Source organism: Paenibacillus donghaensis (assembly GCF_002192415.1).
GTDB lineage: Bacteria > Bacillota > Bacilli > Paenibacillales > Paenibacillaceae > Paenibacillus_AQ > Paenibacillus_AQ donghaensis.
The window spans coordinates 3579283-3592762 of record NZ_CP021780.1; the positions used below are offsets into that span (position 1 = coordinate 3579283).

11 protein-coding genes are annotated in these 13480 nt (G+C 52.7%); 2 read left to right on the forward strand and 9 right to left on the reverse strand.

Going from position 1 to position 13480, the window contains the following annotated elements:
• Positions 1 to 17 precede the first annotated feature (17 nt).
• Positions 18 to 2126 carry a glycoside hydrolase family 52 protein gene (locus tag B9T62_RS15935; protein ID WP_087916162.1) on the reverse strand — a complete coding sequence of 703 codons (2109 nt, stop codon included), beginning with the start codon at positions 2124 to 2126 and terminating at the stop codon, positions 18 to 20.
• A gap of 177 nt (positions 2127 to 2303) precedes the next feature.
• Between B9T62_RS15935 and B9T62_RS39130 the strand changes: the two genes are divergently transcribed.
• Complete coding sequence (locus tag B9T62_RS39130; RefSeq protein ID WP_169834393.1) at positions 2304 to 3227, forward strand: AraC family transcriptional regulator; 924 nt, start codon at positions 2304 to 2306, stop codon at positions 3225 to 3227.
• A 124-nt stretch (positions 3228 to 3351) separates the two neighbouring features.
• Here the strand turns inward: B9T62_RS39130 and B9T62_RS15950 are convergent, their stop codons facing one another.
• The 6 genes from B9T62_RS15950 to B9T62_RS15975 form a co-directional block, all read right to left on the reverse strand.
• The gene (locus B9T62_RS15950) at positions 3352 to 4188 is read right to left on the reverse strand and encodes a carbohydrate ABC transporter permease (protein ID WP_211296464.1); all 837 of its coding nucleotides are present in this window, start codon (positions 4186 to 4188) and stop codon (positions 3352 to 3354) included.
• 1 nt (position 4189) lies between these two features.
• Entirely contained in the window at positions 4190 to 5128 is a 939-nt protein-coding gene (locus B9T62_RS15955) for a carbohydrate ABC transporter permease (protein WP_087916164.1), read from the reverse strand.
• 80 nt (positions 5129 to 5208) lie between these two features.
• Entirely contained in the window at positions 5209 to 6567 is a 1359-nt protein-coding gene (locus B9T62_RS15960) for an ABC transporter substrate-binding protein (RefSeq protein WP_087920294.1), read from the reverse strand.
• 370 nt (positions 6568 to 6937) lie between these two features.
• On the reverse strand, positions 6938 to 8203 hold the full coding sequence (locus B9T62_RS15965; RefSeq protein ID WP_245864474.1) for an ABC transporter substrate-binding protein: 1266 nt from the start codon (positions 8201 to 8203) through the stop codon (positions 6938 to 6940).
• 14 nt (positions 8204 to 8217) lie between these two features.
• Positions 8218 to 9969 carry a cache domain-containing sensor histidine kinase gene (locus tag B9T62_RS15970; protein WP_087916165.1) on the reverse strand — a complete coding sequence of 584 codons (1752 nt, stop codon included), beginning with the start codon at positions 9967 to 9969 and terminating at the stop codon, positions 8218 to 8220.
• Between the two features lie 43 nt (positions 9970 to 10012).
• Entirely contained in the window at positions 10013 to 11608 is a 1596-nt protein-coding gene (locus tag B9T62_RS15975) for a response regulator (RefSeq protein WP_087916166.1), read from the reverse strand.
• A 213-nt stretch (positions 11609 to 11821) separates the two neighbouring features.
• Here B9T62_RS15975 and B9T62_RS15980 point away from each other — a divergent pair, with 213 nt between their 5' ends.
• Entirely contained in the window at positions 11822 to 12574 is a 753-nt protein-coding gene (locus tag B9T62_RS15980) for a YdcF family protein (RefSeq protein ID WP_087916167.1), read from the forward strand.
• Between the two features lie 5 nt (positions 12575 to 12579).
• On the opposite strand, the gene ybaK is transcribed toward B9T62_RS15980, so the two are convergent.
• Complete coding sequence (ybaK, locus tag B9T62_RS15985; protein ID WP_087916168.1) at positions 12580 to 13056, reverse strand: Cys-tRNA(Pro) deacylase; 477 nt, start codon at positions 13054 to 13056, stop codon at positions 12580 to 12582.
• A gap of 101 nt (positions 13057 to 13157) precedes the next feature.
• Positions 13158 to 13409: a YolD-like family protein gene (locus B9T62_RS15990; protein ID WP_087916169.1), complete on the reverse strand. Its 252-nt coding sequence runs from the start codon at positions 13407 to 13409 to the stop codon at positions 13158 to 13160.
• Between the last annotated feature and the right edge of the window lie 71 nt (positions 13410 to 13480).

Consider the following 13480-nt stretch of genomic DNA (forward strand, 5'->3'; position numbering starts at 1 on the left):
ATTCACATTATGATGAATTATTGCTCATCCAGCCACAGAATAGCCGTGACCCCACGAGGATAATATTTGCTGCCGGTAATCAGACCTGAGATGATCTGGTCGCTCCAGCTCCAGATCGACAGCTCGGGATGGGTCAGCCAGGCGGCATGGGCAGCGTCCGCCTGGCGTCCCTGCTCGCCCCATTCCAGCCCCAGAATGGTCCGGGCGATGAACTGGCAGAGATACACCTTGCTTAGCCAGCTGTTGTTGCTGGTAGAGGAGATTTTCCAGCCGCCATCCTCAAACAGACAAATCCCAGGCTGCAGCACTACCTCCAGATGACGCTCCAGCACCCGGATATAGCTGCCGAAACGCCCATTTCGGTCCAGCGCCTCCTGGCAGCCGGTGTAATAAGGGAATACCAGCCCTTCTATCGCAGGGATAATCTTCGAATCATTGCCTTCACCGATCACGGCAGGGATATAGCCACCTTCCGTCACACTGGCTTCTATCGTCGCCGCGCATTTAACCGCCTGTTCTCCGGCCACTCTGGCAGGCTCCGGTTTACCGTGGGCTGTGAAGATCCGCTCCATCGCCAGATAGGCGGCCCAGCATTTGCCGGCCAGATAAATATTGTTGCGGGACTGTCCCAGTGATACATCCAGACTGTCGTAGGTCGTAATCTCTGCACCGCCCATCGCGCGCGTGCTATCCAGACCCATCACCCCGTTGCGCTGCTCCGGATCGGGATGGTCACGACTCAGCATGCTGTCCAGACAACGCTCCAGAATGGGCAGGTTGCCCTCCATCCAGGCCCGGTCACCGGTATGCTCGACGTAGACCGCCGCACTCAACACCCAGTTGACCAGCTGTTCATGGGTCATATGGGAGAAGCAGCCGTCCAGTCCATACATCTCATAAGCCGAATACCCCGGCCGGGAGATCGCATTGGCTACGCCCATATCATGCGTGAAGCTGATCCCTCCGGGATACTCCTCCGTCTCACCCGGAAAACGTACCTTGTCCTCATAGCTGTATCTCTCTACAAACATATCCAGCTCATTGCGCACGGTCCACGGATTATAGCGCAGCTCATAGAACAGCTGGTCTACCGTAAGGTCAAACGTATTCATCATCCGGTATTCACCTTCATTAACAATCCAGAACGGCTTGCCGCTGTGCTCCAGCAGCTGGGTAGAGCCGTAGTAGCTGCGGATGGCATGAGCCAGCATAAAAGACTGGTCTTCCGAGAGCTTTGCTTCCGCCAGTCCTGAGTCTGCTTGCTCGGCTGCCTGCTTCAAGTCCGCGAACCGGGACAAGGCATATTCGGCAACACTTTCGACGTTGCTGTAATAACGGGTATAGTAGTAGGATGCGTCCATTCCGGAAGTGACATATCCACTGCGGTGAAAAGCAACCGCGAAGCGGTAGGTCTGCCGCACTCCAGCTGCCACATCCATGATCAGTGCTCCCACCCGCCCCAGACCAAAGGACCAGTTCTCTTCAAGCTCTGCCATGAGAATATTCTCCATGGAGAAATGCAGCGCCGATTTCACCGTTCCCTGCTGGGAGGCAATTGCCAGAAACCGGCCTTGGCCAACACCGGTCAGGGTTCGGGAGCCGTCGATTCTTCGCATGGCACTGTACGGATCATTACCCTGGAATCCGAAGAAGGCCCGCCGAGCCGCAGCAGAGTCCCGATTATCGATCTCGATCTCCACCAGCACAGCCGGCAGCAGCACATCCTTCAGCTCAGCCTCGGAAGCCGACTCGGGGTCTGGCACCGGACGCACCGGCGACAGAATGCGGAAGGTCAGATCACCTGCCGACCAGCTGTCTGTAGACAGGCGCAGCTCACGGGTGATCTCCGCGTCAGCGAACGGAAACAGCAGCTTCGGCTTGTCCGGGTTAGGGTCGGGGTTCTCGATATCATAACGTTTGCTCTCATCCTCTTCGGCAGATTCGTGGAACGGAAGCGTATCGTAACCGCTGCCGTCCTTTCGTTCCAGACCGATGAATATGTTTTGTCTGGGCGGTTTGCCCTGCTCCAGATCAAATCCTCCAGAGGCTCCCTTGAAACCCAGCGTGAAGCTGGCGAACGCACCGATAGGTGAGTGATGGGCATTAAAAAAGCGGTTTTGCTGCATGTAGAACACTCCTTCTTGCATAATAGTGCCCGATTGATCTCAGGGCTCTACCCAAATGGTATCGGCTTTTGGCCGATGGCGACAGGGTTAAACCCTGCTTTTATTTGGGCAAATCAACCATCCGCACAAGCTTATGCTATAATAGAGCCAAATTCTACTAGCGAAAGAGGCTGGACCGTGAATCCGATTGAACCCGGCATCTCCAATTCCCTTGACGGCCGGATGTCACCTGACATTCAAGTGGCCTTTCATATCTTTGCCGCGCATTGGCGCAAAGTCAATCTGGCCTGGCAATATCCCGGCCATACGCATCCGATGTTTGAGATTAATATTGTTCTGCAAGGACAGCAGCAGATGGTGGTCGGGGGCGAGACCTTTGTGCAGAGAAGCGGCGATATCCTGTTCATCCGCCCGGGTGTGAAGCATGCCAGCCTCGGTTCCGGAACAGCGGCTGAAATGACTTATTATTGCCTGCATTTCGATATTGACGATTTACTGCTGCGACGCGCCTTGCTGGCTGCGGATTCGATCAGCCTCAGCGGCGATGCCCCTGAGCTGCGGGCGATCCGCGAGGCGCTGGATGTCATTATCAGCTCGACGATTCTCAGCGATTCGCTGGACTCGCACAGGAACCGCATGGTTACCCTTCATGCTTCCCTGCAGCTGCTGACTGCGCTGAGCGGCTGGGTGCTCGCGGAGATGCCTTATTCCGACAGCGCACAGCTTGGCATTACTGAGAATACAGTCGCGCTGGCCAGCGCGGTGGAAGGACTGCTGCAGGCCTCGGTGAGCACAGCTGCAGTTACGGGTGAACGAGGCGGGGGGATTGAGGCTATTGCGGCAAGTCTGGGCTACAGCCCTACGCACTGCAACCGGGTGTTTCGGCAGATTTATGGCATGTCGCCGCGGCAATATCTCTCCAGCTTGATTATCCGCCAGGCCAAGCTGCTGCTGATGGACAACAGCCTGTCTGTCGATTATATTGCCCACCGGCTGGGCTACCGCGATATTTCCCATTTCAGCAAGCAGTTCAAACGCTGGACCGGACTGCCTCCGATGGGCTACCGCCAGCTTACTAAGGAACCCGGCAAATCCACTTAAGATTCGCAGGGACGGTAACCCGTTCATTATTTCAGTGCCTGCTTCAGCGCCATACAGCTTAACCTTAAAAGATGCCCGTCAGCGAACGAACCTCGCTTCGGGACATCTCCGGTTTTCTATGTGTTTACCCCTTGGTTGCCCCAGAGGCAATTCCTTTGACGAAATACTTTTGCAGGAAGATGAACACAATCAGCACAGGCACAACCGACAGGGCTGTTCCGGCAAAAATCATATCCCACCGCGAGGAGAATTCCCCGATATAACGGTAAATCTCCACCACCATCGTCTTGGCCTGGCCTGAAGGCAGCACCAGCATCGGCATCAGGAAGTCATTCCAGATTCCCAGACCATTCAGTACCACCATACTTGCCGTAACCGGTCCCAGCAGCGGAAATACAATTCTCCAGAAAATTCCGTAACGCGAGCATCCGTCAATCTCCGCCGCTTCTTCGATCTCCCGCGGAATGCCTTTAACGAAGCTGGTATAGAGCAGGCATCCGAAGCCTACAGCTCCGGCAACATAAATCAGGATCGGTCCGGCAAGACCGCCGTATAAACCCAGCACCCGAAGCTCCTTGAAGAGAGGTATCATATATGCCTGGAAGGGAATCATCATCCCCGCGAGAAAATATACGAAGATAAAGCGGGTCCAGCGGGCATTCCTGCGCTCAATAGCATACCCTGCCATCGGAATAATCAGCACCTGTGCCACAATCGCCACAACGGTCAGAATCAGGCTGTTAAGAATGGCTCTCGGAAATTCCGTTTCGGTGAGCAGATATTTGAAGCTGTCCAGATACAGGCTTGTGGGAAGAGCAATCGCGTCACGCATGATCTCAGCATTGCTCTTGAAGGCCGACATCAGATTGAAGAAAATCGGAAAAAAGAAGATTACCGCAACCAGAAGTGTAATGACGAACAATAGGATTTCTGTGATTCTTCGTTTGGTCTGCAAGGTCATCTTAGAGCTGCACCTCCCTCTTCTGAAGAACCTTAACCTGGATCACTGTAATGAGCAGAATAATCAGGAACAGGACCATAGCAAGCGCGGTGCCGAACCCTTGCCTTAGCTCGCCGAAGCCAACTTTATAAATGATATAAGTTAATGTCTCGGTCTCAAACCCGGGGCCGCCGTCTGTCATTACGGCAATCTGGTCAAATATCTTCAGCGCACTGATCATGGAGAGCACCAGGCACACCGTCATCGAGCCTGCCAACAGCGGGAAGGTGATATGCCTGAACTGCTGCCAGCCGCCTGCGCCGTCAATGCTGGCCGCCTCGTTAAGCTCCTGCGGGATACCCTGCAGTCCGGCCAGATAAATGATCATGTAATAACCCGCGCCTTTCCAGACCGTAGACAGAACAATCGACAGCATGGCATATTTCGGATTGCCCAGCCAATCCACGATATAGTCTCCTAAACCGATAGCGCTCAGAATCTGATTAAACACACCGAAGTTGTAATTCAGAATCATGGCCCAGACAAAGCCCATTACGATCCCGCTTAGCAGGGTCGGGAAATAGAATATACTTCTGAACAAATTGCGGAACCACCGCACCTTATCGACCATCATCGCCATAGCGATGGCTGCAATATTCTCCAGCAGTACAAGGGAAATCGTCATAACCATGGTATTCTTAAGCGCATTATGCACCCGTGGACTGTTCCAGATCTCCACGAAGTTGGCGAACCCGATATAACGGATGTCACTGCTGATTCCGTCCCATGACGTGAAGCTTAAGTAGACGCTTCCCACCGTAGGAACGATGACGAACAAGGTGTAGAGCAGAAATGATGGAAGTATGAACAGCAATGCGTAGGACTGCCATTTTTTCTTTTTCTTTTTCGGCTTCTCTCTGGCTATGAATGACTTGTCCGCGTTAACGATAGATGTAGCCATAGTTGCTCTCCCCTCCCGGGCGCCTGCTTTATATAAGAGAACCTCCACCGAAGCGGAGGTTCCTCTTCCGGCGCTATATCTTACAGTGAATTGGCTTTGACCTGGTTGTCGTATTCTGTATCCGCCTGTTTCATATAATCTGTTACGTCTCCGTCCTTCATCACCATGTCCTGCAGCAATTTGTAGTACCAGTTGCGGAATTGCGGAGGAATCAGATTGTCGCCCCACCAGTTGTTGATGGCCAGGGACTTGGTAACATTGGCATCGGCAACAAGGTCAAGCGCCACCTGCATCTGCTCGCTTGTGTCGTAGGTTACTTTTTCTTTAGTGGTTGGAATGGCATTGATTGTTGCCAGGTAAGCCGAATATTGTTCCGGTTCAAAGAAGAAGCGGATAAACGATTTGATGGCTTCCGTTTTGTCGGCATCCTGGGCTGCTTCGGTGGAGAGGGACCAGCCGGCCGGTGAAGGAAGACCAATCACGTTTAATTTGCCTTCCCGGTCAGGGATAGCGTAGAAGCCAAATTCAAAGTTTGGATCGGCTTCAGCAATTTGTGTGAACATCCAAGTGCCTGAATACAGCTGGGCGGCTTTGCCCGAGACCAGAATGGAAGCCGTCTGGTTGTCGGCGGTACTCAGCCAGCCCTTGTCTACATAGTTTTTGAACAGCTGTTTGAAATCGGTCATGCCCTGAACCACATTGGGATCTGTGAAGCTCACGGTTTGGGCCGTGCGTTTGGAGTTCCAGTCCGGATCTTTGGAGAAGACATCGTCGATCAGGAATTTGTTGACCCAGAAGCCCATATGGAAAATATCCTTACCGCCTACAACAAGCGGTGTAATACCTGCAGTTTTCAATTTTTCCTGAATGGCAATGAACTCGTCATAGGTTTTGGGAAGCTCGGCAATACCTGCATCCGCGTAAGCTTTTTTGCTGTAAATAATACCTTGGGGCGAGTTGACCTGGAGCGGAGCGTTCCATACCTTCCCGTCCACCTGCGGCGGAGATTCGAACAGGTCCAGAAGATCTGCCGGAAGCTCGACAATCTTGCCTGCATCGGCGAATACCTCGGTATCGCGCATCTCCACCAGATCCGGGAATTCACCCACCGCATCCTTGGTTTTCAGCCAGTCGAGATAGGCGGCAGATGAGGTTTCACTGAGATCCTTGATCGTAACATTCGGATTTGCGTCGGTATATTTTTTCACAGTGTCGGCAATGGCTTTTTTGGTCGCCGGATCACCGGATGCATAGCCGATCGTGAAGCTTATCTCTTTCTTGGCGGCGGCGTCGGCATTTGCTGCCGGTGTTTCCGATGCAGGCTTAGTAGCCGTATTGCCTCCGCTGGCATTGTTATTGTTATTTCCGCCGCAAGCGGTTAGCACAGTTGTTGCGGTCAGCAGCATTATGGACAATTTCGTGATTGTATTCTTCGTCATATCTTTAGTAGCCTCCCCTTTTGTGTACAGCTTGGAAACCGTAAACCCGATGTGCGCATCATCGCTAGTAAGCGTTTCCTTGTGTTTCAAGAATAGCACCCCGCCTTCAGGGTTAGAATGAACTTTTTTAAGAGCGGTGTGTGGTAAATTTAAGAGGAATTTTAACAGGAATGAAAATAAAAAAAACGGAGGTCAGGGGACCTCCGTTGCTGTACTGTGCGATATAGAGCCCATGGTTCACCCAAGGCGGAGTCTGAAGTGCTCCCGAGGGATTCCATGAACCTGCTGCTTGGTTACTGCAGATTGTCCTCTACCTGCCTGTCGTATTCAGTATCGGCCCGTTTCATATATTCCAATACATTGCCGTCCTTCACAACCATTTCCTGCAGCAGCTTGTAATACCAGTTGCGGAACTGCTGCGGTATCCGATTATCCCCCACCAATTGTTGATCATCAGTGATTTGGCAACATCAGGATCAGCCATCAGGTCCAGCACCACCTGCATTTGCTCCCCGCCCTCAGAAGTGAACTTCTGCTTGGTTGAAGGAATGCCATGGATACTGGACAGGAATGCGGCATAGGGCTCCGGCGAGAAAAAGAAGGTAATGAAATCTTTAATCGCCTGTGTCTTGACGGTATCCCGGGCGGCCTCGGCAGACAAGGACCAGCCGGCTGGGGACGGGAGGCCCACCACATTCACCTTCCCTTCGCGATCCGGAATCGCATAGAATCCGAATGCAAAGCCGGGATCGGCTTCTGAGATCTGAGAGAACATCCAGGAACCGGAGAACAGCTGCGCTCCCTTGCCGGTTACAAGGAACGATGCTGTCTGGTTGTCACCTGTGCTTAACCAGCCGGGATCAACATAATTATCGAACAGGTATTTGAAATCCGTCATCGCCTGAACCGCAGGCTCATCGCTGAAGCTGACTTCCTGCGCAGTGCGCTTGGCATTCCAGTCCGGATCTGCAGCATACAGTTCATCAATCAGAAATTTGTTAACCCAGAACCCCATATGAAATATATCCTTGCCGCCCACAATAAGCGGAGTAATTCCGCTGGCCTTCAGCTTCTTCTGGATCTCTAGAAACTCGTCATAGGTTCTGGGCAGCGCCATGATTCCGGCATCCGCATATGCTTTTTTGCTGTATATAATTCCCTGAGGCGCATTCCAGAACAACGGCGCGTTCCATACCTTCCCGTCCACCTGCGGCGGCTGATCGAACATCTCCACCAAATCCTCCGGGAGCGGGGCGATTTTGTCCGCATCCGCAAAAGCCTCCGTATCACGCATCTCCATCAGATCGGGGAACTCCCCTACCGCATCCTTAATCTTCAGCCAATCCAGATACGCTGCAGAACTATTCTCGCTGATATCCTGGATGTGCACATTCGGATGGGCTTCCATGTAGGCCTGGATCGTGACCCCAATAGCCTGCTTGGTAGCCGGATCACCCGCCGCGTAGGCTATGGTGAAGCTCACTTCCTGCGCTCCGGCCGCGGTGTCCGAACTCTCAGCCTGAGAGCCCGCACGATTCTCTGTACCGCCCGAATCATTTTTGCCTCCGCAGCTTGACAGGGTGACAGCGGCTGCAAGCAGCAGTACCGGCAGCTTCGCCCTTGCTAAATTGGGCATTCCAATTCACCTCCTTATTCGTTGATAACCGGAAAGGTCAGCGTGATAGAGGTTCCGATATACTCTCTGCTGCTGACGGACAGGCCGAATTCCTCCCCGAAGCTGGAGCGGATCCGCTCGTGCACATTTTTCAGCCCCACATTCTTGCTGGGCGCTTCGGCATTGTCCAGGATACTGTTGATACGGGCGAGATTGTCCCTATTCATCCCGATGCCATCATCATAGATGGTGACCGCCAGCACCTGATCTCTTCGTTCGATTGTAATGCCTACCGTACCTTTCCCTTGTTGGCGAAGACCATGCTGGACGGCATTCTCTACAATCGGCTGCAGCGACAGCTTCAGAATCGGCCATTCCATATTAATATTCGGGGCAATATCCAGCTTCAGCTCGAACCGGTTCTCATAGCGGACGGAAATAATATAGAAATAATTCTGCAGATGCGCAAGCTCGCTGGCAATGCTTACTCGTTCTTCGCCGTAATCGATGACATACTTCAGCTCATTGGACAAGGCGAGAATCATATCCGCTACTTCCCCCGCTTCCTTGTCCACGGCGTTCATCCGGATCACTTCAAGCGTATTATACAAATAGTGGGGGCGGATCTGGCTCTTCAGCGCGCTCAGTTCGGTTTGCTTCTGCTTGATCTGGGCCACATAAGCTTCATCAATATAGATCCGAAGACGCTCTACCATCCGGTTGAACCCGTGGGCCAGCCTGCCCATCTCATCGTTGCTGTTCACCGTAAGCTGGATATCCAGCTTCCCTGACTCCACAACGGCCATCTGCTTAATCAGCTCCCGGATCGGAGCGGCAAGACGCCGTGAGAACCATGCCCCCATCACAATCATCACCAAAGCACAGATCATGATCGCAAGATATACCGTAGCCCGCGCAGACAGCAGCTGTTCAAACAAGCTACCGCGATGAACCTTCGCAATGACCTGCCCGTTCAGAAAAGGGACTTTCTCGCTGAGCACAATCATTTCATCATTCTCCCGGAGCTTCGGTGTGAGGAGGCCGGCGGAGGCCGGTTGATTGCTGAAGTAAGTCCTGCCCTCCCCGTCCAGCAGATACAGCTCATCCTTTTCACCCAGGCTCAGTTCCCGGAAAAACTGCTGAAACAAGGAAGTATCAATATCCAGAAAAAGGGTCCCTACCACCTTGGGCTCCTTGGTCACCCGCCCGGAGGTATCAATCAGGCTTCTGCCAATCGTAAACACCTGGCGTCCAGATCCATAGAAATAACTGTCCATGTGCGCAGGAAAGATAGCTACTTTTGATGGGTCCTCTGCCATCTTGGCCAGCCACTCCTCATCCGGGACCGTTTCACTGTTCAGCGACCGGTTGCCCCGCTCCTGATAATATATTTTGCCGTCCGAGCTGCGGATAAACTGCACACCCGAGATATACGGATCGCTGAACAATACAGTTTTCAGGAAGGAATCAATCGGAATACTGTTGATCTGCTCCAGCACATTCACATTCTGCGTCTGATTCTGCGAATAGCTCTCAATGAAACCCTCATAACGCCCCGTATACATCAACTTGGACACTTCATTGTACTGATTGAACGCTGAATTCAGATTATAGCTCATATAGAGCACCATCTGCTGCAAATTGCTGGTCGTATAACGCTCCACATAACCGGAGAAAGTCTTCACGGAAAAAAAACTGAGCGCCAGGAGCGGAATCAGTCCGACCAGCAGAAAGGATACGGAAAATTTCACAAAAATACTCTTCGTTCTCCGCCCCCGGATCCGCATGTGCCATCTCCTTTACTTTCTCTTTATAACATCCTCTGGCTGTTTAATTCTTAAAGGACTGTTTGTATTCCTGCGGCAGCTTGCCGAACTGCTTCTTGAACATATCGCTGAAATGCCGTGCGTTGTTGTAACCTACCCGGTCGGCAATTTCGTAGATCATCAGATCATTCTGCAGCAGCAGCTTGAGCGCATGATCCATTCTTACCTCTGTAACGTAATTCTTGAAATTCTGCCCGGTATGCTTCTTGAAGAAGCTGCTGAAATAATAGGGATTCATGTAAACCAGCGCGGCCATCGATTCCAGCGTGATATTCTCGGCAAAATGCGCCTCCACATAGCTTCTCACCTGCAGCAGCTGCGGCACTTCTTTGCCTGAGATTCTGCAGGTTAGTTGATTAAACATGTTATATAGCACGGCTTCAAACACCTGCTGCAGCGCAGCGAAAGTCGGAGCATCCGTAAGCTTCTCCAGCAGCGGCTTGTCCGGTGGATTCAGCAGTCCGGCATCCGAGCCGAAATCGGCCAAATCCTGCTCCAGCTGGATGATGGCATTGTACACATGGGAGACCGCCTGATTCCGGCTGCCTCCCGACAGAAGACGCACCGTTTCCAGCAGCTCTCCGGTCAAATGCCCAAGCCGCTCCCTGTCCAGTAATTTAAGCGCTTCCGATAAACCTGCTTGAATGAATGCAAGTCTGGACAACGGCACAGGCACCATCTCTTCGGCTGCATAGGGAATAACCCGGTTTAAGCCGGCAAAATATCTGGATTTGAGCGCCTTCAAAGCGGAGCGGTAGGACTCAGCCGCCTCTTCCATTCCACTCATGGGCTGGCCGATGCCAATCGATACCTGCAGCTTCAGATAGCTGTTAATTTTCTGGTGCAGATCCTCCATCCATTGCAGGGGTTCATTGACATGCTCATGCTGGAGCAGAACCGCGAAGCGTTCTCCTTTGCGGAAAACATAGCCATTGCCGATTCCATCCACCGTTTCCTTGATGATGTTCGACAAGGCGAATTCCACCAGCTTGCGTTCACGTTCCTCCCAGCGAGAGGGCTGGTCGCTGTATTCATCCGTTTGTATTACACACACGCTGGCATATCGGGAAATGGCTGTATTGCCCATCAGGGCCAGCGCGGTGGCGGCGGCCTTGTTGCCGTCGGTCAACTGCTCCAGCTGTTCCTGGGCCGTCATGGACAGGCTCTTCCGCTCATAGGATTTGAGCATTTCCTTATTGCGTTCTTCTTCTGATTCCTGGCGGATCACCGCAACGGCGCGGGATACCACCTGCTCCAGCTGACCGGTGTTCACCGGCTTGACCAGATAATCCAGTGCCCCGTACTGCAGTGCCTGCCGGGCATATGCAAATTCCTGATAAGCGCTGATAAAGACAACCTTGATGGCTCGCCCGGAGTCATGAATATCACGGATAATATCTATACCGGAGAAACCCGGCATGCTGATGTCGCTGATGACAAGGTCGGGATTACAGCTGTCGATCATGGCCTTCAGTTCATAACCGTCGCACGCTTCCCCCACAATATCAAGTCCCAGGCTATCCCAGGAGATGAGCTTCTTGAGCCCGCGCAGGATGACCGGTTCATCATCCGCGAGCAGTACCCGGATGGTTCTGTTCATTACCTCACCTCCGAATGTATGTCACCACGATAGAAGAGATTCATCCAGCTTAACTGTAACATGGCAGCCCCATTGGGCGAGTGAAGTTTTTTAAGATAGGAGAGCAGTTTTTTAAGATTCTTGCTGACCGGCTTCCTTATGAAGGTGGGATCAGCAAGCACACTCATGGTACAATACAACCAGAAATAGATCCCTGAAAAGTTGGTGACCTGCTTGATTTATCTCATTAAATTCATTTACAGCTTTGTGCTTCCGCCTGGAATCTTTGTTGTGCTGCTGCTGGGGATGGTGGTCTGGCTGTGGAAACACAACCGCCGCCCGGCGCAAGTTCTGCTTGCTGTAACGCTGCTGCTCTATCTGTCGATGACTCCATTGGTCAGCGACACGCTGATCAGCAGTCTGGAACGGCAATATACACAGCCTGCTGCCGTAGAAGGTGACGTTATTGTTGTACTGGGCGGGGGAGCCACCTCCGGCACCCCCGATCTGGACGGAGAGGGCAATCTGGGCGGTTCTGCAGCCAATCGGCTGCTGACTGCCGCGCGGTTGTATCGGCAGACCGGCCTGCCGATTCTGTTCTCCGGCGGCCAGGTGTATGCCGACAGCGGCAATGAGGCCGATATTGCCCGGCGGCAGCTGATAGGCCTCGGCATCCCGGAGGAAGATGTTCTGGCCGAGAACCGTTCGCTCAATACGGCACAGAATGCCTCCAACACCGCTGGACTCATGGCAGAGCACGGCTTCGCCCGTCCCATACTAGTTACTTCCGGCTTCCATATGCCACGCAGCATGGCGCTGTTCAAGCGGGCCGGGCTGACGGCGCTGGCGTACCCGACCGACTATCAGGCCAGCCGCCCCATGTCGCTCTATGCCAACAAATTCACCCCGTTTGCCGGAGCGGTCTCGACTACCGGGGTAGCGCTTAAGGAATATTTGGGACTGCTGGCCGTCAAGCTGAAGCCCTAGAAACGCTACAATTGGATCAGATCGGTAAATTCAGCGGCCACCACACCGGCCAGCAGCTGCGGGGACAACTCCATTTGCAGGCCAATTCGGCCTGCACTGACCGCAATCTTCTCCAGCACCTCAGCACTGCTGTTTATGTAGGTCGGATACAGCTTCTTCATCCCTACCGGGGAGCAGCCTCCACGGATATAACCGGTCCATTTCTGCAGATCCTTGACCGGCAGCATTTCGATCTTTTTCTCACCGGCCGCCCGCGCGGCCTTTTTGAGGTCCAGCTCCTCGCCGACGGGAATGACGAAGACATACAGCCGGTTGCCGCTATGTGCAACCAGCGTTTTGAATACCGTCTCCGGCGGCAATCCGATTTTGTCCGCTACAGCCGTGCCATGAATCATTCCCTCCTCGTTGTCATAGCTGTGAACCGCATATGTTATACCTTGCGCATCCAGAATACGCAGTGCATTGGTTTTGGTCACCTGCATCTTCATTCTTCCTTTCTTGATCAGGCTTGCCTGCATGTTGAATTTAAAAAGAGGCCCATGCCATTAGCGGCTTGCTGGACCTCCCTCTTGTACCGCTCCAATTAATCTCTGGGATAATTGACTTGCATAATATCCATAAAAGGAACCTTGGTAATCTCTTCATTACGGGCTACATGCACTCTGCCGGTCCGCGAATCCATCTCGACAATCAGGCCACGCACCTCATCTTCTTTGCCCCACACGGTCAGCAGAATTTCCGAGCCTTCCTGCTTGGCCTCCACCAGCTGGTTGCCCAGCTCCTCAAGGACAAATTCATCTCTTGTCGGCCGTTTGGCCACCTTTGCTTTTGCCACGCTATTCCTCCAATAAGTCATTGCAAATTCATAAATGTTACGTATGAATGCTCTTATTTATTATAGCATGA

Bases quoted from the DNA above. Each gene is read 5' to 3' on its own strand.
- B9T62_RS15935 (WP_087916162.1), bottom strand. From the start codon at position 2,126: ATGCAGCAAAACCGCTTTTTTAATGCCCATCACTCACCTATCGGTGCG.
- B9T62_RS15950 (WP_211296464.1), bottom strand. From the start codon at position 4,188: ATGACCTTGCAGACCAAACGAAGAATCACAGAAATCCTATTGTTCGTC.
- B9T62_RS15955 (WP_087916164.1), bottom strand. From the start codon at position 5,128: ATGGCTACATCTATCGTTAACGCGGACAAGTCATTCATAGCCAGAGAG.
- B9T62_RS15960 (WP_087920294.1), bottom strand. From the start codon at position 6,567: ATGACGAAGAATACAATCACGAAATTGTCCATAATGCTGCTGACCGCA.
- B9T62_RS15965 (WP_245864474.1), bottom strand. From the start codon at position 8,203: ATGCCCAATTTAGCAAGGGCGAAGCTGCCGGTACTGCTGCTTGCAGCC.
- B9T62_RS15970 (WP_087916165.1), bottom strand. From the start codon at position 9,969: ATGCGGATCCGGGGGCGGAGAACGAAGAGTATTTTTGTGAAATTTTCC.
- B9T62_RS15975 (WP_087916166.1), bottom strand. From the start codon at position 11,608: ATGAACAGAACCATCCGGGTACTGCTCGCGGATGATGAACCGGTCATC.
- ybaK (WP_087916168.1), bottom strand. From the start codon at position 13,056: ATGCAGGTGACCAAAACCAATGCACTGCGTATTCTGGATGCGCAAGGT.